The following is a 25,870-nucleotide window of genomic DNA, read 5'->3' as shown; positions in this document are numbered from 1 at the left end:
GGTTATGTTCGACGTGACGTACTTGTCCGCGAATCAGTTCCGGCTTGCGCGATTGCCGAATGCGTTGGCGCCCTCCTCGTAGTTGCCCGAGGCGAAGCACAGCGACGTCAGCTCGTTCTCGTAGCGAACGCCCTGTTCGACGCTCATCGAAAGCGATGCGCGCACGGCCGCCTTGACCGACTGCGTCGCGATCGGGCTGAACTCGGCCATCTTGCGGCACAGCGCCATCGCGGTTTCGACGACGGCCGCATCCTCGACCACCATCTCGACAAGGCCGATGCGGAGCGCCTCGTTCGCATCGATGGTGTCGCCGGTCAGCAGAAGGCGCATGGCCTGCCCGTAGCCGATGAGGCGCGGCAGCATTTGCGACGCACCGCCGCCGCCGACCCAACCGCGCACCACTTCAGGCGCGCCGAACTTCGCGCTTTGTCCCGCGACGCGGACATCGGCGCCAAGCATCATTTCCAGGCCGCCGCCCAGCACCCAGCCTTTCAATGCCGCGACGACGGGCTTGGTGAATTCGCGCACGACCATCGCGTAATCGGTGCGGGCGCGAAACTCCCACGTCGTGCGATACGTCTTGAGCGAACGGAGATCGCTTCCCGCGCTGAATGCGCGCTCGCCTTCGCCGCGCAGCAGCACCGCGCGGATCGCTTCGTCACGCTCGATGTCCTGCCGGATGCCGGCGAGCGTCTGCGTCATCTCGGGCGTGATCGCGTTCATCTTCTCCGGTCGATTGATGACGATCTCCGCGACCGCGCCGTGTTTGCGCACCACCATGTGTTCCTGCATCGCGCCTCCTTTTTTTTCACTGCCGAAGCAGTGATGTCCCATTCGAGTATTCCCTTATACTTACTTACTAGTAAGTACGTTTAGCGGACATTAACATCATTTCCGGGCACTACGCAACGAGATTTTCGGGAGGCGAAAAATGGAACGCGCGCAGTCGTTTGCGGAGAAGGCGGCGAAGAGATCGACAAATGGGGGTCGTGTAAAATCAACCGCAAATTCCGCAGCATCCCCGTCCGTTGCTTCGCCTCGTTCGAGGCCGAGCCGGCAGTCCGATCCCCACCGAGATGAACCGTTGAGTCAGAACGACAAGACCGACAAAACAAGCGCCGCGCCCAAAAAATCTCCGATGTACGACAGCATCAAGGATCTGGCGAAGAAGCTCCTGATCGCGCACGGCTATCACAAGACAACGTTTGGCGTGATCGCGAAGGAGCTCGGCATCACGACCACCAACATCCACTATCACTTCGGCAACAAGAACAGTCTCGTCGAGGAAGTGGTGAAGGAATACGTGGCCGGCGCCACCGCGGGACAGAAGAAAATCTGGCTCGACGAAACGCTGTCGCTGCGAGAGAAGCTGCAGGCGGAAGTCGCCTACAACCGCAATCTGTTCCGCAAATACAATCCCGGCGGCAAGACGCGCAGGCCGTGGAGTCTGATTGGCCGGCTGCGCCTGGAAAGCGACGTCCTGACCGACGAGGCGCGCGCGGCGCTCGCGGGCTTCACGACCGAGATCCACGCGGCCGTCGAAGTCGCCGTCGAGCATGCGAGCCGCACCGGCGAGCTGAAGCGCGACACGCCGAAGGAAGACCTGATCTTCCTGCTCACGCACCTCGTCGACAGCCTGTCGGTATTCGCACAGGACGCGGGCGGCTTCGAGCGTGTCGAACAGTTCATGAACTCTTTCTCCGTCGTGGTGCTCGCGAAATACACCAAGTGAATCTTTCCCGTCGATGTCATCGGCGGCTGGACAATTAGATCGATCTACCTTATTGTCTTTCAACGGAGACAATAGACATGAACGAGACCGGTTTCAAGCTCGCAGTCGTCGGCGCGGGCATGGCATCCGCGCCGCATCTGGCGAGTCTGCTGGCCTTGCAGGACCGCGCGACCGTTCGGTATGTCGTTGCGAGGTCGCGGGAACGCGCAAGCGCTTTCGCCCGACAATTGCCGCATGCGCGCGTCACGCTCGATCTCGACACGGCGCTCGCCGATGACAACGTCGACGGCGTGCTGCTGCTGACGCCGCCGAACACGCATCTCGAACTCGGCGCGATGATCGCGGCAGCGGGCAAACATCTGCTGGTCGAGAAGCCCATCGACGTCACCACGTCTCGCGCGCGCGAGCTGGTCGCGCTATGCGAGCAACGCGGCATCGTCGCGGCTGCGGTGCTGCAACATCGCACGCGCGACGCAGCGCGCAAGCTCCGTCAATTGCTCGACGCGGGCGCGCTCGGCGACATCCACAGCGCGAGCATCGCCGTTCCGTGGTGGCGTCCGCAGTCCTATTACGACGAACCCGGACGCGGCACGCGCGAGCGCGACGGCGGCGGCGTGCTGATGACGCAGGCCATCCATACGCTCGATCTTTTCTTGTGGCTGGTCGGCCTTCCCGACGAAGTGTTCGCCTACGCGATCACGAGCCGCGCGCACCGCATGGAATGCGAGGACACCGTCGCGGGCGTCATGCGATACCGAAGCGGCTGCGTCGCGTCGCTGCACGCCAGCACGGCCATCTTTCCCGGCTTTCCCGAACGCATCGAATTGAGCGGCAGCAACGGCAGCGCGACGCTCGGCGGCGGCAGGCTCGTCGTGCAGTACATGGACGGCACCACGCTCGACGAAGGCGAAACCGCTTCGCTCGGTTCAGGCGCGAACCCGATGGCCTTCTCTCATCACGCCCATCAGGCCGTGATCGCCAATTTCATCGACGCCGCCACGCACGGAATCGAGCCGGTCGCGTCATTGCGCAGCGCCTTGAATGCGCATCTGCTGATCGACGCGCTGATCGCCTCGTCGGATGAGCATCGACTCATGATCGTCAACCCGGACTCGTCATCATGACTTTCGCACTGAACGCCGCTGTTTCCGGAGACACGCGCCTCTTCGCCATCGTCGGCGATCCGATTGCGCAAGCGCGCTCGCCGCTCGTCTTCAACGAGATATTCCAGCGCATGGGCGTGAACGCGGTGCTCGTGCCGATGCAGATTCCCGCCGCGTCGCTCGCGACCGCCATCGCCGGGCTGAAGACGATCGGCAATCTCGATGGCATCGTCGTCACGGTGCCGCACAAGATATCGATGACCGGCCTCGTCGACCGGCTCCTGCCGATTGCGCGGAAAGTGGGCGCGATCAATTGCATGCGCCGCGTCGAATCGGGCGAATGGGTCGGCGAGATGTACGACGGCGAAGGCTTCACGCGCGGACTGCGAAAACAGGGCCACGAGCCGCGCGGCATGTCGGTGTTTCAGGCGGGCGCGGGCGGAGCCGGAAAAGCGCTCGCGCATGCGCTGTCCAGCGCGGGCGTGAAAGCGCTGCAATTGATCGATGTGGATCGCGCGAAGCAGGACGCGCTGATCGCGGAGCTTGCACACGCTTATCCCGATGTGAACGTCTCGGCCGGAAGCGCCAGTCCCGCGGATGTCGATATGGTCGTCAACGCGACGCCGTGCGGCATGGCGGCCGGAGATCCGTTGCCGTTCGACATCGCCCGGCTCGACCGCCGCGTGCTGGTGGCGGACATCATCATGAAGCCTGAACGCACACAACTGCTCTGTCAGGCCGAAGAACGCGGCCACCGCATCCATCTCGGGCGTCATCTGCTGGAGAATCAGGCGGAGATCGTCGCCGAGTTCTTCGGCATCGCGCATGGCTGACCGGAAGACGGATCTCGCGGCCGATTCGGATACACTCCGGGCATACGACTCATCGACCGTTCCAATGACCCGAGGCAAACCAGGTTCTCCCGTCACGCTGCTGGACATCGCAAACGATCTCGGCCTGTCCCGCGCAACGGTCTCGCTCGTGCTGCGCAACAGCCCGCGCATCTCCGAAGCCACGCGCGAGCGCGTGCTGGAAGCGTTCAAGCGCAAAGGCTACGTCTACAACCGCCATGCGGCGGGCATGCGCAGCAATCAGACGAACACCGTCGGCGTCGTCGTCAACGACCTCGCCAATCCGTATTTCACGATGCTCGTCCGCTCCATCGAGGCGAGCCTGAGCACGCAAGGGTTCATCACGCTGCTGGGCAACACCGACGAATCGCTCGAACGCCAAGGCCGCTTTCTCGATACCGTGCGGCAGCACAATATCGACGGTCTCATCGTCTGTCCGACCGAATCGACGACGGCCGCGCAGATGCGTCAGGTGCTCGCGTGGGGCATTCCGTGCGTCTTCGCTTCGCGTTACGTGCCGGGCCTCAAGGCCGATTACGTCGGCGTGGACAATCGTCGCGGCATGGCGCTCGCGACCTCGCATCTGATTTCGCTCGGGCACACACGCATCGCGATGATCGGCGGCGTGATGCGCGCGTCGACCGGCAGCGACCGCGCCGAGGGCTATCGCGACGCGCTGCGCGACGCGAAGATCAAACTCGACGAACGGCTGCTCGTGCCGTCGCCGCTCACGCGTCACGACGGAAAGCGCATCATCACCGAACTGCTCGCGCTGAAGAATCCGCCGACGGCCGTCGTATGCGGCAACGACATCGTCGCGTTCGGCGTGATGCTCGGACTGCGCGCCCACGGCATCGAGCCTGGCGCAGACTTCGGCGTCGTAGGCTTCGACGACGTGCCGGAAGCCGAACTCTGGGAGCCGCCGCTGACCACGGTCCAGGTCTTGCAGGACGACATCGGCCGCGCCGCCGCCGATCTGCTGCTCAAGCGCATGACGGAGCCTTCGCGCACGCCCACGCGCATCGTCTCGGAGCCGGTTCTCGTCATCCGCGGAACCTGCGGCGCGCGCAAATAAGCGCTTCATACCCGGACGTGCTCCGTTCGGGTTTCCCTTATAAAAATCTCCTTGCACCGTATCCGCGCAGCTTTTACCCTGTAGTAGATCGATCTAACAGATTTTCGCAGTCGCATCGGCAGCGTCTCTTCGCGCCTTTTTCGTCGCAATGCAATATGGACATCAGACCCATAGGAGTCCGAGACATGCATGACTATCTGCTTTCTCGCCGCAAGATTTTGATGCTCACGGCTGCGTCGGCGGCCGCGGGTTGCCTGCCGCGCCTGGCGAGCGCCGACACCCCGACGATCCGCATCGGCGATGTCGTCGACCGCCACAATCCCGAGGTCATCACCGAGAATCTGATGGCCAAGCGTCTGAAGGAAACGACCGGCTTCGACGCGCGCGTATTTCCGGACGGCGTGCTCGGCTCCCACACGCGCATGAACGAGCAACTGCGCAACGGCACGCTCGAAGTCACGGTGACCAACGTGGCGGATCTGGAAGGCTACGACAAGCGTCTCGGACTCTTCGCGATGCCCTTCGCGTTTCCCGACCGGAAGTCGCTCTTCGCGGCTCAGGACGGTGCGCTCGGCAAGGCCTATGCGGGCATCCTCGACAATCTCGGCTTCGTGCTGCTGGGCTGGTTCGACTCGGGCTTGCGCAGCGTCTACAACCGCACGCGTCCGATCAACGAACCCGGCGATCTGAAGGGCCTGAAGATCCGTACGCAAGGCAATCAGATCATGATCGCGACGTTCAACCAGCTCGGCGCACAGGCGACGCCGCTCGACACGACGCAAATCTATTCCGCGTTGCAGCAGGGCGTCGTCGATGGTGCGGAGAACTCGGTGACGTTCTTCGTTCAGCAGCATCACAGCGAGGTGGCGAAGCACTACTCGTACACGAATCACTTCTTCTCGATCGATCCGATGCTCGCCAGCAAGAAGTGGTTCGACTCGCTCGACCCCAAGAAACAGGACGCCGTGAAGGAAGCCGCCGCGCAGGCTCAGCAGCACGAACGCGATCTGTGGCTGGCTTCCGATGCGAAGTATCTGGCCGAAGCGAAGAAGGCCGGCGTGGCGTTCAACGACGCGAATCTTCCCGCGTTCCAGGCAGCGGTCAAGCCGATCTATACGAAGTACCGCGCCAACTTCGCCGAACTGGGCACCTACCTGCCCGCCCTCGGATAACCGCCGGAGGTTCCCGACATGAAACCCGATCCGCGTTCGCGCGAGCCACGGGACAGCATCAACAAGGTTGCGGTGTTGCGCGTGCTCGCGAGCGTCGAAGACCTGCTGATAGCGGTCCTGGTTTTCGCGATCTTCTGCGTCGTTCTTGCGGGCATCCTGTCCCGCTTCGTCTTCCACGTCTCGCTCTCGTGGAACATCGAGGTCAGCGTCACGTTGATGATCTGGATGACCTTCATCGGCATCGCGGTCGGCGTGCGCGACAAGGTGCACGTCGCTTTCGAACTCTTCGAAGACAAGCTGAGCGGCCGATGGCTCGCGCTGGCGTCATTCGCGCAGATGCTGTTGATGGGCTTCCTGCTCGTGGCGCTCACTTGGGGCGGCTGGCAGTTCATGCAGCTCGGGCTCAACCAGATGACGCCGAGCGGCATCCCGCAATGGATATCGTTCGCCGCGATTCCCGCCGGCAGCGCGCTGGGTCTGCTGCATCTCGCGGCGCACGCATGGGACCTGGCCGCCCACGCTAACCTCGAAAGCGCGCAACACGGCCACGGCCATACCGAGACGAGGACGCAATGATTCTGACCGTCGGACTGCTCGCGCTATTCGTCGTCGCCGGCGCGCCGATCATCGCTTCGCTGGGCGCGGTCGGCACCATCGACGGCCTGATGCAAGGCCTGCCGCTGACCAACATCGCGCAGGCGATGTATCACGGCGTCGATTCGTTCACGCTGCTCGCCGTGCCGCTGTTCATCCTCGCCGGAGAAATTCTCTTTCATTCGGGCTCGGCCGGGCGCCTCGTCAACTTCATGAATCTGCTGGTGGGCCGCGTGCCCGGCGGGCTCGGCGTTTCCGCCGTCGCCTCGACGATGGTCTTCTCCGGCTTGAGCGGCTCCGTCAACGCGGATGCCGCCGCGATCAGTTCGGCGATGCTGCCGTCGATGGAAAAAGCCGGCTATCGCAAGGAATGGTCGTCCGCGATTATCGCGGCGGCGGCCGGCACGGGCATTCTGATTCCGCCGTCGATCACGATCATCGTGCTGGCGACGGTCGCGAACATGTCGGTCACGAAGCTCTTCCTCGCGGCGACGCTGCCTGCCCTGCTGGTCGGCATCACGAAGATGCTCATCATCATGTATCGCGCGCGCTCCGAGCCGCCCGTCGCGCCGGTCCACTTCAGCGTGCGCGAGCTCGGCCGCGCGTTCATGCTCGCGATCCCCGCGCTCGGTGCGCCGATCATCATCCTGGGCGGGATCTTCATGGGCTTCTTCACGGCGACCGAGTCCGCTGCGGCGGCGGTGGCCTACGTGACGATCATCACGCTCGTGCAGCGATCCATTCCGAACCGCGCATGGCTCGGCATTCTGATCAAGGCGGGCCGCACCAGCGCAATCGTGCTGTCGCTCGTCGGCGTCGCGCAGATTCTCGGATACATGCTGGCGTACAACTCGGTCGGCGAGCAGGTCGCCGAATTCGCTACGCAACTGACCGGCAACAAGTTCGTCTTCACGGTGTTCATCGTGGTCGTGTTCTGGCTGCTGGGCGCGTTGCTCGACGGCATTCCCGCGCTCATCCTGCTGATTCCGCTATTCCTGCCGATCGCGCAGGACGCCGGCTTCAGCGACATCCATTTCGCGATTCTCGCCATCGCCATCGTCGGCATCTCGCTCGTGACGCCGCCGATCGGCACGGCCTGCTTCATCGTCACCGGCGTCGCCAACATCCGAATGGTGAATCTTGTGCGGCCCATGCTGCCATTCATGGCCATCATGTTCGTGACCATCCTGCTGCTGGCTTTCGTGCCGGCGTTCTCCGAATGGCTACCTCATCTCCTGTACTGACGCCGCGCCGCGCCCCGCCGCTCGCGCTCGTCACCGGCGCGCGCCGCGGCATCGGCGCGAGCATCGCGATCGAGCTGGCGACGCGCGGGTTCGATCTCGCGCTGATCGACATCGATGACGACAACGCGAACAAAACGATGGCCGCCGTCGAAGCGCACGGCGCGCGCGCACGCTTTTACCGGCACGATCTCGCCGATAGCGCCGCCCATCGCGCGCTCGTCGAGCGCATCGTTTCGGACTGCGGGCCGATCACCTGTCTCGTCAACAACGCGGGCGTCTCGGCCGGGCAGCGCGGCGATCTGCTGGAGGTAGACGAGCAGTCCTATGACCGCGTCGTCGATATCAACATGCGCGGCACGTTCTTTCTCACGCAGGCCGTGGCGCGCCACATGGCCGCGATCGGCAGCGAAGATTCGCGCAGCATCGTCTCGGTGTCGTCGGTCAGCGCCGAACTCGCGTCGACGGAGCGCGGCGAATACTGCATGTCGAAGGCCGGGCTGGGCATGCTCACCAAGCTGTTCGCGCTGCGCCTCGCGCCGCTCGCAATAGGCGTATTCGAAGTGCGCCCCGGCATCATCCGCACGCCGATGACGGAAGGCGTCGCCGCGCGCTACGACGAACGCATCGCCGGCGGCATCGTCCCGATGAAGCGCTGGGGCGCGCCGCAGGACGTCGCGTCGGCCGTCGCGGCGCTCGTCTGCGGACAGATGGCGTTCGCGACGGGCAGCGTGCTCAACGTCGACGGCGCGCTCTCCGTTCCGCGCCTGTGACCATGACGACCGAGGAACCATCGATGGGACACATTCTCTCGCGTCGCGAAGATGCCGTGCTCGTGCTGGAACTCAGCAATCCGGGCAAGGCCAACGCGCTCGACTTCGCGATGCTGGCCGCGCTCGACGAGCAGATCGCGCAAATCAACCGGGACGACGGCATTCGCGCCGTCGTGCTGCGCGGCACGCCGGGCGGCGTGTTTTCGTCCGGCGCCGACATCCGCGAATGGTCGGCGCTGAGTCCGGAGACATTCGCGACGCAATGGGTCGGCGAAGGCAACGCGGTGTTCCGGCGCTTCGAACGGCTGCGCTGCCCGACCGTGGCCGTCATCGAAGGACTGTGCTTCGGCGGCGGCCTGGAACTCGCGCTGTGCTGCGATCTGCGGCTCGCTGGCACCGGCGCGCGCCTGCGCTTTCCGGAAGTTTCCATCGGCGCCATTCCCGGCTGGGAGGGCGGCGACCGCTTGCAGCGCATCGCGGGCCGCGGGCGCGCGCTCGAAGCGGTGCTGCTGTCGCAGGAGATCGATGCATCGACCGCGCTGCAGTGGGGCATCGTCAATGCGGTCTGCGCGCCGCAGGAAGTCGAAGCGCAGTTGCAGGAATGGACCGCGCGCCTGTGCCGCGTATCGCCGCGCGCCGCCGCGCTCGCCAAGGCGCTGATCGTCGATGACCACGACGATCCGCACGCAGCCTATACATCGGCCGCGCTCGCGGTCCGCTCCAGTCCCGACGCGGAGCTCGGCATCCGCGCCTTTTTCGCGAAGACGGCCGCCGTCTTCTGATGTCACGACACCATGAACATACTTTTCCAACGCACGCATCAACGATCTTTCGGCACCTGGCCGCTCAACGGACAGCAACTGCGCGACGCGCTGACGGACGCGATCGAAACCGGCTATCGCGCGATCGATACCGCGCAGCTCTACGACAACGAACTCGGCGTCGGCTCGTCGCTGCGGGCGATCGGCATCCCGCGCGACGAGTTGTGCATCACGACCAAGATCGCGCCCGCCAACGATTCCGACGAACGTTTCATGCCGTCGCTGCGCGAAAGCCTCGAGAAGCTGAAGATCGAGCAGGCCGACGTCCTGCTGCTGCACTGGCCGCCCGCGGACGGCAACGTCGCGCCTTCCGTGCGGCGCCTCGAAGAAGCGGCGCGCGCGGGCCTGACGCGTCATATCGGCGTCAGCAACTTCAACGCCGCGATGATGCGCGCCGCGAAAGCCGCGACCGCGCTGCCGCTCGTCACCAATCAGGTCGAGTTCCATCCGCTCTTGAACCAGCGTGTGCTGATGGATACCGCCATCGAGACCGGCATTCCGCTTTCGTCGTACTGCTCGGTCGCGCGCGGCGAAATCTTCAACTATCCGCTTTTCGACGAAATCGGTGCGCGCTACGGCAAGTCGGGTGCGCAGGTGGCGCTGCGCTGGATTCTCCAGAAAGGCGTCCCGATCAACACGATGTCGACGCAGCGCAGGAACATCGAGGCCAACTTCGACGTGATGGACTTCACGCTGTCGAGCATCGACATGCATCGAATCGACGCGCTGAACGACACCAATTACCGCATCGTCAATCGCGAACGGGTGCCGTATGCGCCCGAGTTCGACTGATAAGGAACCGCATGAGCCATCCCCTGCTCTTCGACGAGATCGAGCCCGGCCTCGGCTTCACGACGTCGGGCATCGTGGTCACCGAAAGCCATGTCGTGCAGTTCGCGGGCATCTCGGGCGATTTCTTCGATGTCCACATGGACGACGAATTCGCCCGCGATGTCGGCTTTCCCGGCCGCGTCGCGCACGGTCTGCTGTGCCTCGCCATGCTCGACGGCCTCAAGAACCGCGCGGCGACGCGCTTTGCCGCCGTCGCGACGCTCGAGTGGACGTATCGCTTTCACAAACCGGTGCTGATCGGCGACCGCGTCCAGGGGCGCATCCGCGTGCTGGACAAGCGTCCGACGCGCCGCTCCGATCGCGGCATCGTGCGTTTGCAGGTCGAAGTACACAACCAGGACGGCGTGCTGATCCAGGACGGAATCAACGTGCTGATGGTCCGCGCGGGCGCACGGACGGACAACGAGAAGCGATGAAATGAAGCGTGCACACCTGACCGATGCGGATTTCATGGCGGCGGCGATCTTCGACGGCGCGGTCGTCGTATTGAGCGGCTCGGGCGGCGGACTCGTCGAACCCGATCACATCACGGAAGCCATCGAGCGCCGCTTTCTCGCGACGGGCCATCCGCGCGATCTCACGCTGATCCACGGCCTCGGCATCGGCGACGGCGTCAAGAGCGGCATCAGCCGCTTCGCGCACGAAGGCATGGTGAAGCGCGTGATCGGCGGCCACTGGACCTGGTCCAAGCCGATGCAGAAGCTCGCGCGCGAGGAACGCATCGAGGCCTACACCCTGCCCGCCGGCGTGATCCAGACGCTGATCCGCGAAGCCGGCGCGGGCCGCCACGGGCTCGTCACGCACATCGGCCTCGATACCTTCGCCGATCCGCGCCACGGGGGCGGGCGCGTCAACCTGCGCGCGCGGGACGATCTCGTCGAAGTCGTCACGCTGGGCGGCAAGGAACTGCTCTGGTACAAGCCCTTCGAAATCGACTTCGCGATCGTGCGCGGCACCACGGCGGACATGCAGGGCAATCTGACATCGCGCGAAGAGCCGGCCGATATCGACGCTTTCGCCGCCGCGCTCGCCGCGCACAACCGCGGCGGCCGCGTGTTCGCGCAGGTGCGCGACGTATGCGCCACGCCGATCACGCCGGCGCGCGCGGTCACCGTGCCGGGCGTTCTCGTCGACGATATCTGCGTGTACGCGGATCAGAAGCAGACGACCAGCGGGCACTACGATCCGGCCATCAGCGGCGAAGCGCCCGCGCCCGCCACGCGCATGCCGCCGCCGCTGCCCGAGGGCATCCGCTACATCATCGCGAAACGCGCCGCGAAGGAGCTGGAACCCGGCGCGTGCGTCAACTTCGGTTACGGTTTGCCCGATGGCATTCCCGCGGTGGCGCATGCGGAAGGCGTGGACATCAGCTGGACCGTGATCGAGCAGGGATCGCACAACGGCGAACTGCTGGGCGGCGATCTGTTCGGCGCCACGCGCCATGCGAGCGCGATCCTCAAGTCCACCGATCAGTTCGACCTGTTCAGCGGCGGCGGCATCGATATCGCGTTCCTCGGCATGGGCGAACTCGACGCGCAAGGCAACGTCAACGTCTCGTGGCTGGGGGAGAACATCGTCGGGCCGGGCGGCTTCGTCGACATCACGCAGCGCACGCGCAAGGTCGTCTTTTGCGGCACGTTCGAGGCGAAGGGGCTTGAAGTCGAGCTGGAAGACGGGCAAGTATGCATCCGGCGTCACGGCGCGGTCCCGAAGCTGGTCGAGCAAGTGCGCCACATCACGTTCAGCGGCAAGCGCGCCCGCGCGGACGGCCAACAAGTGCTTTACGTCACCGAGCGTGCCGTCTTCGAACTCGCGCCCGAAGGCTTGCGGCTGATCGAAATCGCGCCGGGCGTCGACCTCGTTCGCGACGTGCTCGAACGTATGCCCTTCGAAGTCTCGTTGCATCCGTCGCTGCGTGTCGCCGCGACCAGTGCGGACTAAAACTCGAATCGGAGAGATCGATGGACTTCACGCTGAGCGACACGCAGAAAATGATGATCGAGACCGCGCGCCGCTTCGTCCGGTCCGAGTTGCAGCCGCTCGAACAGCAAGTGGAAGAGGAAGGCGCGCTCGCGCCCGAGATCGCCCGCGACTTGCAGGCGCGGGCGCGGGCGCTGGGTCTTTATGCGGTGAACATGCCCGCCGAACTCGGCGGCGGCGGACTGAACACGGTCGATTCGATGCTATGCGAGGAGCAGTTCGGCCACAGCTCCGACATACTCGTGCGGCGCGCGTTCGGCAACGTCTACGACGCGCTGCTCGCCTGCGAAGGCGAACAGATCGACCGCTGGCTGAAACCGGCGATTGCCGGCGCGCGAACCTGCGGCCTCGCGATCACCGAAACGGGCGCGGGTTCGGACGCCCAGGGCATCGAAACCACGGCGCGCAAGACGTCGTTCGGCTGGGCGCTGAACGGCAGCAAGCACTTCATCAGCGATGCGCAATGGAGCGATTTCTTTCTCGTCTCGGCCCGCACCGGCGAGAAGGAAATCTCGCTCTTCGCGGTCGACAAGAATCTTCCGGGTTTCACTGTCGGCCGCGATCAACGGATGATGGGTCTTCGCGGCACGCCGCACCACGAACTCTTCTTCGACGACGTCCCGCTAGAGCCGATGGCCCTCATCGGACGACAGGGCGAAGGCTTCAAACTCGCGATGAACATGCTCGGCCGCGTGCGCCTCGCGTTGATCGGCGCGCGCGGCATCGGCAAGGCGACGCACGTGCTCGAAATGATGATCGAGTACGCCGGCGAACGGCGGCAGTTCGGCACGCGCATCGGCGATTTTCAAATGATCCAGCAACTCATCGCGGACAGCGTGATGGAGATCAACGCGGCGCGGCTGATGCTGCTCAACACCGCGAGCATGATGGACGCGGGACAGGACGCGCGCGACTGGATTTCAATGGTCAAGGTGCAGGCTTCCGAGACGCTTGGGCGCGTCGTCGATCGCGCGGTGCAGGTCTTCGGCGGCATGGGCTTCTGCAAGGAGCTGGCCATCGAACGCTATTACCGCGATGCGCGCGTCTATCGCATCTTCGACGGCACCTCGGAGATTCATCGCGGCATCATCGCCCGCAACGCGATGAAGCGCGGCGCAGCGCTGTTCGACCTTCATCGATAAAAACATGAGAAAGCTCATTACCGCGGACGCGGCGGCCAGGCTCGTGCGAACCGGCGATGTCGTCAGCATCAGCTCGTCCAGCGCGCTCGGCTGCCCCGATAAGATTCTCGCGGCCATCGGCGAGCGCTTCGAGCGCGAGGGACAGCCGCGCGACCTCACGACGCTGAACCCGATCGCCGCGGGCGACATGTACGGCGTCAAGGGCATCGATCATCTCGCCCGGCCCGGGCTGCTCGCGCGCACGCTCGCGGGCTCGTATCCGAGCGGCCCGTCGTCGCTGCCGATGCCGAACATCTGGCGCATGATCGCCGACAACGAAATCGAGGCCTACAACGTTCCGAGCGGCATCCTGTTCGACATGCACCGCGACGCCGCCGCGAAGCGTCCCGGCGTGCTGACCAAGGTCGGAATGGGCACGTTCGTCGATCCCGATTTACAGGGCTGCGCGATGAACGCCGCCGCCGCCGCGCGTCCGGTCGTGCGCAAGGTGTCCTTCGATGGCGATGACTGGCTCTACTTCCCGGCGATCGCGCCGCGCGTGGCGATCATCCGCGCGACCACGGCCGACGAAGCGGGCAATCTCGGCTACGAACACGAAGGCGCGCTGCTGGGCGGCATCGATCAGGCGCTGGCCGCGCGCAACAACGGCGGCATCGTGATCGCGCAGGTCAAGCGCGTGGTGAAATCCGGCACGCTGCGGCCGCACGACGTGCGGGTGCCCTGCAATCTGGTCGATTACGTCGTGGTCGATCCGGACCAGTGGCAGACCACGCAGACGCCCTACGATCCCGCGATCAGCGGCGAGATCACGCTTCCGAAGGATTCGTTCGAGCCGACGCCGTGGGGACCGGAGAAGGTCATCGCCCGCCGCGCCGCGATGGAGCTCGCGCATGGGTACGCGGCCAATCTGGGCTTCGGCATTTCGGCCAATGTGCCGCGCATCCTGCTCGAGGAAGGCTTGCACGGCGAAGTGACGTGGGCGATCGAACAGGGCGCGATCGGCGGCATGCCTTTGCTCGGGTTCGCGTTCGGTTGCGCATCGAACGCGGACGCGATCGTCGCGTCGCCGAATCAGTTCACGTATTTTCAGGGCGGCGGCTTCGACATCGCACTGCTGTCCTTTCTGCAAGTCGACGCCGATGGCAGCGTGAATGTCTCCCGGCTCGCGTCGAAACCGTATCTGACGGCGGGCTGCGGCGGTTTCGTCGATATCACCGCTCATGCGCGCCGCATCGTGTTCTCGGGCTTTTTCACCGCGGGCGCGCAGCTGGAAGTCGGCGGTGGCAGGCTCGCGATCGTCAAGGAAGGCCGCACGCGCAAGTTCGTCCGGACGGCCGAGCAGATCACGTTCAGCGGCCGCGTGGGGCGCGAGCGCGGGCAGCGCGTGACCTACGTGACCGAACGCTGCGTCATCGATCTTCTCGATGACGGGCTGACCGTGCGCGAGATCGCTCCCGGCGTGGATTTGCAGCGCGACATTCTGGATCAGGCCGAGGTTGCGCTAAAGGTCGCCTCGGATCTGCGTCAGATGAATGCAGCGCTTTTCACCGATGCGCCCTTCGGACTCCGGCTCAAACCTCGCGAAGGACGCCATGACTGATCGCTTCGTTTCCATCGTTCGCGATGCGGCTGTCGCCATCGTCACGCTGAACCGGCCGGACAAGCTCAATGCGCTGACGCCCGCCATGCTGGATCAACTCGAAGATGCGGCCCGCGCGATCGAAGCCGGCGATGAGACGCGCGTCGTCATCCTCGCGGGCGGCGGCGTGAAGGCGTTCTGCGTCGGCGCGGACATCAACGAATGGGCCGCGCTCGGGCCGCTGGACATGTGGCGCCACTGGGTGCGGCGAGGTCATCAGGTCTTCGACCAATGGGCGCGGCTGCGTCAGCCCGTGATCGCGGCGATCAACGGTCATGCCTTCGGCGGCGGGCTGGAACTGGCGATCACGGCCGACGTGCGTATCGCGGCCGAAGAGGCCCGTTTCGCGCTGCCGGAGGCATCGATTGCCACTTGCCCCGGCTGGTCGGGCACGCAGCGGCTCGTGCGTCTGACCGGCGCGAGCCACGCAAAATACCTCGCCTTGAGCGGCGCGCGCGTGACGGCCGCGGACGCGCGGGCGTGCGGCCTTGTGCACGAGGTCGTGCCGCAGGACCGCGTGCTGGAACGCGCGCATCGACTGGCGCTGGACATGACGGCGCGCGCACCGGTGGCGCTGCAACTGACCAAACAGTTGCTCAACGCCGCCAGCGGCGAGGAAACAGGCTCGACTCTCGAAGCGATGGCGGGCGCGCTCGCCGCGAGCACCGAGGATGCCGCGGAGGGCATCCGCAGTTTTAGCGAGAAGCGGCCGCCGATTTACGTCGGACGTTGATGCTCAGCAGCACTCGAACAGGCGCTCGCGGCAGATCCGCAACGTCTCGTCGGCCGGGCGCGCCCACCAGTCGAGCCGGGAAAAAATCTCCACTTCGAGGGGACCGTCGTAACCGGCGGCTTCCACCGCCGCGCGCAGCCGCTTGAGATCGATGACGCCATCGCCCATCATTCCGCGGTCCTGCAACGGATCGCGGGTTTCGACCAGCCAGTCGCATACGTGCAGCGCGAGGATGCGGTCGCCCGCGCGCGCGATGGCGGGCATCAGCGCCGGATCCCACCAGACATGGTAAGCGTCGATGGCCACGCCGAAGCCTCCCTCGCGCGACGGGTCGAGCCGGTCGCACCAGTCCAGCGCCTGGTCGAGCGTATTGAGCAGGCTGCGATCGGCCGCGTACACCGGATGCAAGGGCTCGAGCGCGACGCGCACGCCTGTTTCGTTCATCGTCGGCTGCAAGGCGGCGAGACCGTCGAGAATCTGCTCGCGTGCATCGTCGATATCGCGCGAACCGGGCGGCAACCCGCCGACGACGGCGACGAGCATCGGCGCGCCCAGCACGGCTGCCGTTTCCAGCGCGCGGCGGTTGGAATCGATCGCGGCGCGACGGCCCGCGGCGTCGTTGGCCGCGAAATACGCCGTGCGGCAATACGCGCCGACCTTCAGGCCGGCCGCGCGGATCGCACTGGCGGCTGCTTGCGGGTTGTTCTCGTCGATTTCCTGACGCCACGGCGTGATCCAGCCGAAGCCCTGTTCGGCGATGCGTCCGGCCGTCACTTCGATCGGCTCGCGATAGCCGAGCGTGCCCGTGTTGATGCAGCAGAGATCGCCGCGCCCGTTAAGTTCACGCATGGTTCACCTCAGAAACGTTGGATCATCGGGCCGCCGTCGACGCAGCCATCGTGCGGATCACGCGGGCCACGTTTGCCCGCGAGGCCGAGCGCGGCGGCCGCGTCGGGGTCGCGTTATCGGCGAGCAGATTGTTCGTGCATCGACCTGGGCGGGGCGGTCAGGGCACGCTCGGCCTGGTCAAAAGACTCTAAGGCAAGTAGATCGATCTAGCAAGTGCTATGCGGCCGCGTTACGTTCAGCGGCATCGGATCGTGCGCGGTGAAACGCTGATCTGCGAATTTCGCGCGACGCGCGCGCTGTGTGTCAAACAAGCCGATGGAAAGCTGAAAGCCGTCGAGATTCCCGACTTCATCCGTGCGGCGTGTGCGTGAAAGCATGTGACTGCCGTCCTTCAGGCAGAGCGCTCGCTTCCATCGGCGGCTGGCGGCGCTTTCACGAAGCTCGCGATGCTCGCGTCATATCTCGATCCGTTTCCGCCCAGTGCGACGGTCGCTCGCCGCGCGCTATCGAGCAACATCGCCAATGCTGCGTCGATGACCGCCGGAGCATCGAAACGGCCCTTTGGTCCTGAAAGCGTCAACGCGCCCTGCAACTCGCCGGTCGAATCGAACACGGGCACCGAGGCCGATGCCGTTTCCGGATCCCTCTCGCCAAACGAGGTGGCCCATAGCCGTTCGCGGATCTCTTGCCAGCGCGGATCCTGTGTCTCCGAGAACGCGAGCAGGACTTTGCCGGAGGCGCCCTTATCGATCGCGAACTCCTCTCCGACGCGAATCGATACCCGAACGCTGCGGCTAGGTTCGACGCGATACAACACGAGACGTTGATCGCCCTGGCGTACGTAGAAACTGGCCGTTTCGCCCAAGTCCCGGCTCAACTGCTGAAGCAACGGTTCGATCACAGGCCCCACCTGAAACGACCGCTGATAGAGCGTCGCAAGCCGCAACGGCTGATGACCGATTGCGTATTGCCCGTCGCTCAGCTTCCGGATGAATCCGCCATGCTCCAAAGCGCCGAGCAGTCTCAAAACCGTACTCTTATAAAGCTCGGTCCGGCGTGAAAGCTCGGTCAGGGTCAGCCGGTCGTCGGTCGGCCCGAAGGCATTGAGTATGGCGAACGCCCGGTCAAGAACGGCGACGCCGCTCGACGCCTCGTTCGTATCGGACGGCTGGTCTTCCTTGGTCATGCACCGCTCCCGAATCAAATTCCACGACTATACAGTTCTATCCAGTAGAACTCCAGTTCTGAAATCCGGGGTTAACCCCGCTTTCAGCGATAAACGTCTTCGCCTAAAGTTCTCTCTAACAAAACACAGGTCTATCTGACAGAACTAAGGAGCGAAATGAGCGCCTCACATCGCCGAATATTGATCAGCGAAGTCGGCCCGCGCGACGGCTTGCAGAGCATCCGAAGCGTCATGCCGACGCCCGCGAAACTCGAGTGGATATCCGCGCTGGCGGCAGCGGGACTCAAGGAGATCGAAGTGGGATCGTTCGTTCCGCCGAAACTTCTGCCCCAAATGGCCGATATCCGCGAAGTCGTCGCTCACGCGTTATCCATTCCGGACCTTCGTGTCGCTGTACTGGCGCCGAACCTGCGCGGCTCGCAAAGCGCGTTCGAAGCCGGCGTCCATAAAGTCACGTTGCCGGTGTCCGTCACCGATGAACACGCGTTGGCTAATGTCCGCAAAACGACCGCGCAGTTGATCGATGAGGTGCGCAGCATCGTCGCGCTGCGCGATGAGCAGTTCCCCGGAACAGAAATCGAAGCGGGTGTATCGGTCGCATTCGGCTGCACGATCGCGGGCACCGTGACCGACGACCAGACGATGCGCATGTGCCTCGCGATGGCCGAATGCGGTGTCGACGAAATCGGCCTGTCCGATACGAGCGGTTATGCCAACCCCGTTCAGGTTCGCCGCCTGTTTCGCCGGCTGCAATCGGAAGTCGGCGCGAAGGCGGGCGGCGCTCATTTCCACAACACGCGCGGTCAAGGCCTGGCGAATGTCGTGGCGGCACTCGATGCCGGCGTCACCACGATCGATTCGAGTCAGGCGGGCCTCGGCGGCTGCCCCTACGCGCCGGGCGCGACGGGGAACATCGTTACCGAAGACCTCGCGTTTCTACTCGAGGCGATGGGCTACGACACGGGCATGGACATCGACAAGCTCATTGCCGCGCGCTCGATCCTCGCACAGGCGCTTCCGGGCGAAGCGCTCTACGGACACGTACAGGACGCGGGATTGCCGAAAGGTTTCTCGTACGCAGACGGGCGCGCGCCGAGTGCGCCCCAGCCGGAAGGCTGTTTGTTGGGAGCGGCGCAATGAGCGAAGTGCATTCGGATCAGTCCTTGCCGTACAGCGGCGTGCGCGTCGTAGAGATGACGCACATGGTGATGGGGCCGACGTGCGGCATGGTGCTGGCAGACCTCGGCGCGGAAGTGATCAAGGTCGAGCCGATCACCGGCGACAGCACCCGCAATCTGCGAGGCTCGGGAGCAGGCTTCTTCAGCACGTTCAACCGCAACAAGAAAAGCATCGCCGTCGATCTGAAAGACCCGCGCGGTGTGGAGATCGTGCACAAGCTGCTTGCGAACGCCGATGTCTTCAGCGAGAACTTCAAGAGCGGCACCGTGGACAAGCTCGGCCTCGGCTATTCGGCCTTGTCCAGACTCAATCCTCGTCTGATCTATGTGTCGCACAAGGGCTTCCTGCCCGGTCCCTACGACCATCGCACCGCGCTCGACGAAGTCGTGCAGATGATGGGCGGTCTCGCGTACATGACCGGTCCCGAAGGCAGACCCTTGCGGGCAGGCACGAGCGTCAACGACATCATGGGCGGCATGTTCGGCGCGATCGGCGCAATGGCGGCGCTGGCACAACGCGAGCGGACCGGCCGCGGACAAGAGGTGCAGAGCGCCCTGTTCGAGAACAACGTGTTTCTCGTGGCGCAGCACATGATGCAATACGCCGTGACGGGACAAACCGCCGCGCCGATGCCAAGCCGCATTTCGGCCTGGGCAGTCTATGACGTCTTTTCGGTGAAGAACGGCGATCAGATCTTCCTGGCGGTCGTCTCCGATACGCAATGGGCGCTCTTCTGCGATGCCTTCGGCCTCGACGATCTGAAGGCCGACGCGCGTATCGCCAGCAACAATCAGCGCGTGCAAGCCCGCGAATGGCTGATGCCGCGGCTTCGCGCCCACATGGAAGCGTTCACTGCTGCCGAGATCGGCGCCATCTTCGAGCGCTGCGGGCTGCCGTACGCGCCGATCACGAAGCCGCAGGATCTTTTCGACGATCCGCATCTGCTCGCAACGGACGGACTTGCCGATGTCACCCTGCCATCCGACGCAAGCGGCGCGGGCAAAGCAGTACAGACGAAGACCGCATTGCTGCCTTTGACCCTTGGCGGCGAGCGTCTGCGGCTTCGCGCAGGTCCGCCTTCGCTGGGTCAGGACACGCAGGCGCTGCTTCTGGAGCTGGGTTACTCATCGGAAGACCTGAGGCAGTTGGCGGACGCCGGCATCGTGAAGTGCCAGGCGGCCTTTTCCCACGATCCTTCCAGTCCCTCCGCCAACGAACTGGCGAGCGCCTGAGCACAACAGCATAAAAGGAACGCCGCTTCGCGTAGGCCGGCATGAGCCCGCGCGTTGGGTGTTCCGTCCGGAGACGAAGCATGACATCCATTTCATCGAACATGACGGCCGAGAGCGCGGTCGATACGACGCTCGAACAGCAGGCCGTCAGAAAGGCCGCGTGGCGTTTCATCCCCTTGCTTGCGCTCGCCTATTTCTTCAACTATCTCGATCGCACCAGCGTCGGGTTCGCCGCGCTGACGATGAACCGCGACCTCGGCTTGACCGCGACGCAGTTCGGCTGGGGCGCGGGCATCATGTTCGCGGGTTATTGCCTGTGCGAAGTGCCGAGCAACCTGGCGCTGTATCGCTTCGGCGCCCGGCGATGGCTCGCGCGCATCATGATCACATGGGGCTTCTTCGCCGCCGCGACGGCGCTCGCGGTTGGACCGACGAGCTTCTACGTGATTCGTCTTCTGCTGGGAATCGGCGAGGCCGGATTCTTCCCTGGCGTGATCTTCTTCCTCGCAGTGTGGTTTCCGGCCAGTTATCGCACTCGGGTGCTCGCATGGTTCACGGTCTCGACGCCGCTTTCGTCGCTAGTGGGCGGACCGCTGTCGACCTGGCTGCTGAAGATGGACGGCTTGCTCGGCCTTGCCGGATGGAAATGGATGTTTATCGTCGAAGGCCTGCCGGCGTGCATTCTCGGCTTCTTCGTCCTGAAGATCCTCGCGGACAAACCCGCCGATGCGAAGTGGCTCTCGCCCGAGGAGCGTCAGGCGCTGCAAAGCGCGTTCGATCGCGAGGGCACTGCGAGCCAGAAGAAAAAGGATTTCGGCGCAGCGCTCAAAGATGTGCGGATGTACATCCTCGCGATGATTTCCTTCGGCTTCACGATGGGCTCCTACGGCATCGGCATATGGCTGCCGCAGATGCTCAAGGCGCACGGCATGAGCGTGACGCAGACGGGCTGGGTATCGGCGGTGCCGTATTTCTTCGCGACCATCGCGCTCTTGTGGTGGGCGAAGCGCGTCGATCGCCGCGGTGGCCATATCGCCAACCTCGCGGCTGGTCTTTTCATCGGCGCGGTCGCGCTCGGCATCTCGACATATTTTCAGCAACTGGTGCCTGCGTTGACGGGCATCACGCTGGCGTTGATCGGCACCATCGCAGGCCGAACGATCTTCTACACGCTGCCTGCCCGGTTCCTGTCGGGTCAGGCGGCCGCCGGCGGACTGGCGCTGATCAACTCCATCGGCGCGCTGGGCGGCTTTGCCGGTCCGTATCTGGTCGGCTATCTGAAGGATAGTTTCGGCACGTTCACCGCGGGCATGATCGGTCTGGCCGTCGTACTCGCGTTCACGACGTTGCTGACGCTTTCCCTCTACGCGTTCAACAAGGGAAAGTGACCATGCAAACTCTTCAATCGATTCACCGGCGCCGGCTGCTTGGCGCGGTCGCCGCATCCATCGCGATGCCCGCGCTGAGCGTGCGCCACGCATTCGCCAAAGAGGAAACGCGCAGTATGAGTACGACCAGCAATTACCTGCCAGTTCGGGCAGAGTGGCTTGCATCCGGAAAGGAAGCGGCGCTCGAACCGGAGATGCCGATCATCGACGCGCATCACCACTTTTATGAGCGCCCGGGTTGGACGTATTTGCTCGACGAGTATCTCGAGGATGCACGGTCCGGGCACAACATTACCGCGTCTGTCTTCATGCAGGCGCTTACGCGGTACCGCACCACGGGTCCGGAACCGATGCGGCCGATCGGCGAAGTGGAGTATGTGGCTCAAGTCACCGCGCCGATGCAGGAAGAGAAGCCGCAGGTAGCGAAGGGCATCGTCGGATACGCGGATCTCCGTCGCGGCGCTGCCGTGCGAGACGTACTCGAAGCGGAACTCGAGGCCGGCGACGGCCGCTTGCGCGGTGTACGGCACCTCGTAACCTGGGATGCGGACGCCACGCTAGTGAACCCGCTTTCGGCAGTTCCTCGCGGGCTTCTGCTCGACTCCGGTTATCGTGCGGGCGTCGCGCAGTTGAAAGCCTTGGGCCTCTCCTACGACGCATGGCTGTTCTTCCCTCAGCTTCCCGAATTGTTCGATTTGGCGAAGGCAAATCCTGACACGCCGTTCATCGTCAATCACTGTGGGGGAGTGGTCAGAATCGCCAGCTACGCGGATCAGCGCAAGGAGGTCTTCGATGCATGGTCGCGTTCGATGCGCGAACTTGCGCGGTTGCCGAACGTTTATGTGAAGGTGGGCGGACTCGGAATGCGTATCAACGGTTTCGACTTCGAAAAAGGTGAGCGGCCAGCCGATCATCGGCACAATCGATTCGAACGCTGGCATCGCCTAGGAGAATCAAATCAGGCATGGCTCGCTTCGCTTAAATGCTCGTGATTGGAAAACAGCTGCTCAGAGTGAAAGATCGTTCCACGGTCTATTTGTACCGAAAATAGTAGTTACCAAAATTTGATGATCTACTTTTATTCGATGCAACGGGAAGATATGCGCTCTTTCGCGCTACGCTACTTATAGCGAAAGTAATACCGACCGAAGTTCGGGGACCGATTCTCTTTTCGGTTTTCTTTCGATGTCGCGCGCAGATCGATGCTTTCGACGTTTTCCCAACCAAACGTCCTGAATATATCCTCCGCAAGACAATAGAAACGCATCGCCTTCTTTCTAACTCTCAGGAATATCAGCGCAAACATCCCCGCACCACCGATAAACATCCAGAACAAGAACATTGCGACCATCCCGCCATCGAGACCTTCGCCTGAAGCCTTAACGCCGCCGATCGCCAAAAAACAGAATGCGAATAAATAGAGCCAGAACAGATATTTTGCGATCAGCCTCTGATACGGCTTTCTTCCACAAAAGACGTGCGGACAAATAGCGACTAAACTATCTGATACCCTTTGCACCGAATAGGCCATATATCGTCCGTCGGGCAGCAACTCAGCTACGACCTCAACCTCATCCCCCTTGCGCATCGGCATCAACCACATCCACCCTCGTATTGACTTTCCATCCAACTCAAACTCGACCCAGTCCGCCTCCTCGTCGGAGTTCATCGCCATATTGATCAGGCCGATGCTGGCTCCGCCAGAACCCATAGCCGCAGAAGCCAACGCTGTTGCGCCAACTCCGCGCTGCGCGAGCTGAGAAAGTACAAAGTCGTGACTACGTCGCGTGCGTTGGAAGTTTTCCATCCTGCCGCGAAGCAAGACGAAGTTTCGTACCGATTGTTCACAATCTTTCATCTAATCACCTGGGGTTAACCATTGCTGTTTCAAATTCCTTACTTTGAGTAGTCGGGTCCCGGTAGCGCGTCACATCATGATCCTTCACGCGCAATACACTCTCGTCTCGTGATACTGGGTGACGTATTCGAATCGCTTGTACTTGCCGCGCAGACTCTTGAAATCAAAATCGACGCCCAGGCGATAACCGTAATGGCGCAGCGTGTCGGTGATAATCTCGACCACGGACTGCTTTTGGAACAGCCGGCTCTTTCGCGCTCTGGCCAAATCCGCGATCTTGGGCACGAGTGTCACGCGATATCGCGTTTCGTCGGCCGATGAGCCGAGTTTCTCGAAGCGCTGGATAATCCCGTGGGTCGAATGCTTCAACGGCATCTTGCTGAAGTCTTTCCACCGGGCGCCGAACATCTTTTCGAGATAGCCCTGATCTGGATCGACGGGTTCGATGGAGAACGTCGCGGGCCGCCCAACGACTTGGTCCATCGGAATATCGGCTATGGGGCTGGTGAACTCTATGCAGTATTCATACAGCTTACTGATGTCTGCTTGCCCACTGAAACCGAGCACCGAAATGAGTCCTGGTTGCGGCTTCAGAGTTAGGCTATATGCTTGGGTTGGTGCAACCATCGACATGCGAAAGAAAGCTCCCTAAGGTTATGCCGCCCGGCTTGAAGAGACACCAACGCGGACAACTGCGAACCCCAGGGCGTTGCTCCGCGATTCCGCGACGTCTGATAGTCGACCAGCACGCGCGATCTTTGCATAAATAACCACTGCCTGGAGGCATCCTTATCTCGCAGTACGAACTGTCAAGGTCCATTGTTTAGTTCAATCATTTACTTAGCTTTATCCGCAGCACCTTGTTTTTCAGAGCAGTCTTAGATTTTTCTTTCAGCGAATGAATGCGTCGGATGGCTTCGCCATGACCACGTCTTACGGCGCTTTCATTCGTGACAGCGGAGCCTTGCGCGTGCGGCCGAGTTCCGGCACATTCAGGAAGCCGCTGTGATTGCCTGAGTCGCCGATGCTGTTCGAGTTGCCTTCGATCTCAATGAACGTAAAGGCGGACAACAGCAGCAGCGCCACTGCGGCGAGGGCTCTTTAGAGCATACTGTCTCCTCCCTGCGCGCCTTTCATGCGACCTTGGTGATTGGCAAGCGTCCGCGAATCATGAGCGGTGTCTGCGTGTCGGCGCCAAGCACCTTGGTGAAGCCCGCCACGCGTGATCGCCCGCCGAAATGGGCAATGGTCCCGCGAGGATGAGCGAACCGAGCGTGCCGCCCTTCTTCAGCGTGGCGAGCGGCAGATCGGGGAAACGGCGAACCGCCTGCTGATTGACGCCGGGATAGCTATAGCCGACACAGACCGAGAACGCAATCTGCGCCGGGATTTGCCAGTCGTCCTCGACCGGCGCGTTGATCTGCGCGTCGGCATCGATCAGGTACATACCGGTGGGAACGGAGATCGAGTTATCGCTGTTGACGGTAAAAGCGAAGCCGCCGAAGGTGTAGGTGGCCATCGTGAAATCGCCTTCGTAGTGGTCGCCGCAGTCGATGCCGCGATCATTGGGCTGATAACCCAGTTCGATATGCAGACCCGAGGCCGAGCCGCCGCAGAATGACGGCTTATTGAGGATCCGCGCCAGGCCAGACGTGGCGTTCCAGTCCGCCTTCACGGGCGAACGCGTCACCAGCACATCGTATTCGCCGTTCACGCGCGACAGGTACAAAGCGAAGTCGCTCGGCTCCAGCACGACGCTCGGCGCCGAAGCGGGTCCGCCCGTCCAGAGAAAGTCGCCGCCTTGCGGTACGAGATTAAGCGCGCCCGCGCCATGGTGGTAGATTAGGAAGGCGACCACATTGAGCGGCAGCGTCGAGGTCGACGCGAGCGTGAGGCTTCCGTCCGTCCCCGCCCATTGAATCGCCATGCCGGCGTGGCCGAAGTCGAGCGTGGCATCGCCACTGAACGTCACCTATCCCGAGAAGCTGTCCAGCGCGCGCTGCAAGGACTCCGCAGTCGCTGCCGCCGTGCTGTGGTCGAACTGCGAGGGCGCGATGATCGGCTCACCGTCAGCCGCGTGCATGCGGCTTTGCAGCGCCAGCGCCTTCGCAAGCGCGGTCCGCTGGGTGTTCCAAGACCCGCGCACGGGCCAGCCGTGGCACAGCGAGGAGGCGTTCCAGCGCGTCTACTGGTCGAAGATTCTCAAACGCCTTGGCATTCGCTACCGTCGCACCTACAACATGCGGCACAGCTACGCGACCTCGATGCGCACGGCCGGCATGACGCCCGCGTTCTGCGCACGCCAACTCGGTCACACGGTGGAAATGTTCCTGCGCACCTACGCGAAGTGGATCAACGGCAGCTAGAATGATTTGGAGATTGAACGGCTGGAGAATGCGCTCACCGGCCTCGACGCAGCGTCGGCAAGCGCGAACGTCTCTTGAACCTGCGGCAGTGAGTCAGAAACGCA

The 25,870-nt window shown here is 63.3% G+C and carries 27 protein-coding genes; 20 read left to right on the top strand and 7 right to left on the bottom strand.

Annotated elements, in window-relative coordinates; genetic code table 11:
• Positions 1 to 33: 33 nt before the first annotated feature.
• The gene (locus NCS03_RS15145) at positions 34 to 792 is read right to left on the bottom strand and encodes an enoyl-CoA hydratase/isomerase family protein (protein WP_250529349.1); all 759 of its coding nucleotides are present in this window, start codon (positions 790 to 792) and stop codon (positions 34 to 36) included.
• Between the two features lie 346 nt (positions 793 to 1,138).
• Here NCS03_RS15145 and NCS03_RS15140 point away from each other — a divergent pair, with 346 nt between their 5' ends.
• From NCS03_RS15140 to NCS03_RS15070, 15 genes are all read left to right on the top strand, one after another.
• On the top strand, positions 1,139 to 1,732 hold the full coding sequence (locus NCS03_RS15140; protein ID WP_033536083.1) for a TetR/AcrR family transcriptional regulator: 594 nt from the start codon (positions 1,139 to 1,141) through the stop codon (positions 1,730 to 1,732).
• A 77-nt stretch (positions 1,733 to 1,809) separates the two neighbouring features.
• A complete protein-coding gene (locus NCS03_RS15135; protein ID WP_175983090.1) occupies positions 1,810 to 2,856 on the top strand; it encodes a Gfo/Idh/MocA family protein in 1,047 nt (348 codons plus the stop codon).
• A complete protein-coding gene (locus NCS03_RS15130) occupies positions 2,853 to 3,668 on the top strand; it encodes a shikimate dehydrogenase family protein (RefSeq protein ID WP_250459119.1) in 816 nt (271 codons plus the stop codon). Before NCS03_RS15135 ends, NCS03_RS15130 begins: the two co-directional genes overlap by 4 nt.
• Positions 3,669 to 3,732: 64 nt before the next feature.
• A complete protein-coding gene (locus tag NCS03_RS15125; RefSeq protein ID WP_250435509.1) occupies positions 3,733 to 4,761 on the top strand; it encodes a LacI family DNA-binding transcriptional regulator in 1,029 nt (342 codons plus the stop codon).
• A gap of 185 nt (positions 4,762 to 4,946) precedes the next feature.
• Positions 4,947 to 5,933 (top strand): TRAP transporter substrate-binding protein, encoded by a 987-nt coding sequence (locus NCS03_RS15120; protein ID WP_008353932.1) that lies wholly within the window; start codon positions 4,947 to 4,949, stop codon positions 5,931 to 5,933.
• An 18-nt stretch (positions 5,934 to 5,951) separates the two neighbouring features.
• Positions 5,952 to 6,509, top strand: coding sequence for a TRAP transporter small permease (locus tag NCS03_RS15115; RefSeq protein ID WP_250529348.1), 558 nt, complete (start codon positions 5,952 to 5,954; stop codon positions 6,507 to 6,509).
• A complete protein-coding gene (locus tag NCS03_RS15110) occupies positions 6,506 to 7,771 on the top strand; it encodes a TRAP transporter large permease (RefSeq protein WP_008353936.1) in 1,266 nt (421 codons plus the stop codon). Before NCS03_RS15115 ends, NCS03_RS15110 begins: the two co-directional genes overlap by 4 nt.
• The gene (locus NCS03_RS15105) at positions 7,747 to 8,541 is read left to right on the top strand and encodes a 3-ketoacyl-ACP reductase (protein ID WP_250459117.1); all 795 of its coding nucleotides are present in this window, start codon (positions 7,747 to 7,749) and stop codon (positions 8,539 to 8,541) included. Before NCS03_RS15110 ends, NCS03_RS15105 begins: the two co-directional genes overlap by 25 nt.
• 23 nt (positions 8,542 to 8,564) lie before the next feature.
• The gene (locus tag NCS03_RS15100; protein ID WP_250502740.1) at positions 8,565 to 9,323 is read left to right on the top strand and encodes an enoyl-CoA hydratase/isomerase family protein; all 759 of its coding nucleotides are present in this window, start codon (positions 8,565 to 8,567) and stop codon (positions 9,321 to 9,323) included.
• Positions 9,324 to 9,335: 12 nt separating this feature from the next.
• Positions 9,336 to 10,154 (top strand): aldo/keto reductase, encoded by an 819-nt coding sequence (locus tag NCS03_RS15095; protein ID WP_250459113.1) that lies wholly within the window; start codon positions 9,336 to 9,338, stop codon positions 10,152 to 10,154.
• 11 nt (positions 10,155 to 10,165) lie between these two features.
• On the top strand, positions 10,166 to 10,630 hold the full coding sequence (locus NCS03_RS15090; RefSeq protein ID WP_250529347.1) for a MaoC family dehydratase: 465 nt from the start codon (positions 10,166 to 10,168) through the stop codon (positions 10,628 to 10,630).
• 1 nt (position 10,631) lies between these two features.
• On the top strand, positions 10,632 to 12,155 hold the full coding sequence (locus NCS03_RS15085; protein WP_250529346.1) for an acyl CoA:acetate/3-ketoacid CoA transferase: 1,524 nt from the start codon (positions 10,632 to 10,634) through the stop codon (positions 12,153 to 12,155).
• 20 nt (positions 12,156 to 12,175) lie between these two features.
• Entirely contained in the window at positions 12,176 to 13,336 is a 1,161-nt protein-coding gene (locus tag NCS03_RS15080; RefSeq protein ID WP_008353943.1) for an acyl-CoA dehydrogenase family protein, read from the top strand.
• Positions 13,337 to 13,340: 4 nt separating this feature from the next.
• Complete coding sequence (locus NCS03_RS15075; RefSeq protein WP_250529345.1) at positions 13,341 to 14,936, top strand: acyl CoA:acetate/3-ketoacid CoA transferase; 1,596 nt, start codon at positions 13,341 to 13,343, stop codon at positions 14,934 to 14,936.
• Entirely contained in the window at positions 14,929 to 15,708 is a 780-nt protein-coding gene (locus NCS03_RS15070) for an enoyl-CoA hydratase/isomerase family protein (protein ID WP_250529344.1), read from the top strand. Before NCS03_RS15075 ends, NCS03_RS15070 begins: the two co-directional genes overlap by 8 nt.
• Positions 15,709 to 15,711: 3 nt before the next feature.
• Here the strand turns inward: NCS03_RS15070 and NCS03_RS15065 are convergent, their stop codons facing one another.
• Positions 15,712 to 16,557, bottom strand: a complete 846-nt coding sequence (locus NCS03_RS15065; RefSeq protein WP_250529343.1) for a sugar phosphate isomerase/epimerase family protein — start codon at positions 16,555 to 16,557, stop codon at positions 15,712 to 15,714.
• Positions 16,558 to 16,948: 391 nt separating this feature from the next.
• Positions 16,949 to 17,743, bottom strand: coding sequence for an IclR family transcriptional regulator (locus tag NCS03_RS15060; RefSeq protein WP_250521514.1), 795 nt, complete (start codon positions 17,741 to 17,743; stop codon positions 16,949 to 16,951).
• 156 nt (positions 17,744 to 17,899) lie between these two features.
• Here NCS03_RS15060 and NCS03_RS15055 point away from each other — a divergent pair, with 156 nt between their 5' ends.
• The 4 genes from NCS03_RS15055 to NCS03_RS15040 all read left to right on the top strand — a co-directional run bounded on the left by NCS03_RS15055 (position 17,900) and on the right by NCS03_RS15040 (position 22,534).
• Complete coding sequence (locus NCS03_RS15055) at positions 17,900 to 18,883, top strand: hydroxymethylglutaryl-CoA lyase (RefSeq protein ID WP_250529342.1); 984 nt, start codon at positions 17,900 to 17,902, stop codon at positions 18,881 to 18,883.
• Positions 18,880 to 20,154, top strand: a complete 1,275-nt coding sequence (locus NCS03_RS15050) for a CaiB/BaiF CoA transferase family protein (protein ID WP_250440409.1) — start codon at positions 18,880 to 18,882, stop codon at positions 20,152 to 20,154. Before NCS03_RS15055 ends, NCS03_RS15050 begins: the two co-directional genes overlap by 4 nt.
• Before the next feature lie 80 nt (positions 20,155 to 20,234).
• Complete coding sequence (locus tag NCS03_RS15045; RefSeq protein WP_250529341.1) at positions 20,235 to 21,542, top strand: MFS transporter; 1,308 nt, start codon at positions 20,235 to 20,237, stop codon at positions 21,540 to 21,542.
• 2 nt (positions 21,543 to 21,544) lie between these two features.
• Positions 21,545 to 22,534 (top strand): amidohydrolase family protein, encoded by a 990-nt coding sequence (locus NCS03_RS15040; RefSeq protein ID WP_250529340.1) that lies wholly within the window; start codon positions 21,545 to 21,547, stop codon positions 22,532 to 22,534.
• Between the two features lie 128 nt (positions 22,535 to 22,662).
• On the opposite strand, the gene NCS03_RS15035 is transcribed toward NCS03_RS15040, so the two are convergent.
• The 4 genes from NCS03_RS15035 to NCS03_RS15020 all read right to left on the bottom strand — a co-directional run bounded on the left by NCS03_RS15035 (position 22,663) and on the right by NCS03_RS15020 (position 25,372).
• Complete coding sequence (locus NCS03_RS15035) at positions 22,663 to 23,400, bottom strand: putative type VI secretion system effector (RefSeq protein WP_250529339.1); 738 nt, start codon at positions 23,398 to 23,400, stop codon at positions 22,663 to 22,665.
• Positions 23,401 to 23,484: 84 nt separating this feature from the next.
• Entirely contained in the window at positions 23,485 to 24,033 is a 549-nt protein-coding gene (locus NCS03_RS15030; RefSeq protein WP_350029359.1) for a contractile injection system protein, VgrG/Pvc8 family, read from the bottom strand.
• 300 nt (positions 24,034 to 24,333) lie between these two features.
• Positions 24,334 to 24,486, bottom strand: coding sequence for a hypothetical protein (locus NCS03_RS15025; protein WP_250529338.1), 153 nt, complete (start codon positions 24,484 to 24,486; stop codon positions 24,334 to 24,336).
• Positions 24,487 to 24,568: 82 nt separating this feature from the next.
• Positions 24,569 to 25,372, bottom strand: coding sequence for a hypothetical protein (locus tag NCS03_RS15020; RefSeq protein ID WP_250529337.1), 804 nt, complete (start codon positions 25,370 to 25,372; stop codon positions 24,569 to 24,571).
• On the opposite strand from NCS03_RS15020, the gene NCS03_RS31345 reads away from it, so the two are divergent.
• The gene (locus tag NCS03_RS31345; RefSeq protein WP_502801521.1) at positions 25,350 to 25,766 is read left to right on the top strand and encodes a site-specific integrase; all 417 of its coding nucleotides are present in this window, start codon (positions 25,350 to 25,352) and stop codon (positions 25,764 to 25,766) included. The genes NCS03_RS15020 and NCS03_RS31345 overlap by 23 nt on opposite strands.
• Positions 25,767 to 25,870: the final 104 nt, after the last annotated feature.

The organism is Caballeronia sp. ATUFL_F1_KS4A (genome assembly GCF_023630905.1).
Classification (GTDB): Bacteria; Pseudomonadota; Gammaproteobacteria; order Burkholderiales; family Burkholderiaceae; genus Caballeronia; species Caballeronia zhejiangensis.
The sequence above is the reverse complement of the archived record's forward strand: the minus strand, read 5'-3'. Positions and strand labels throughout refer to the sequence as shown.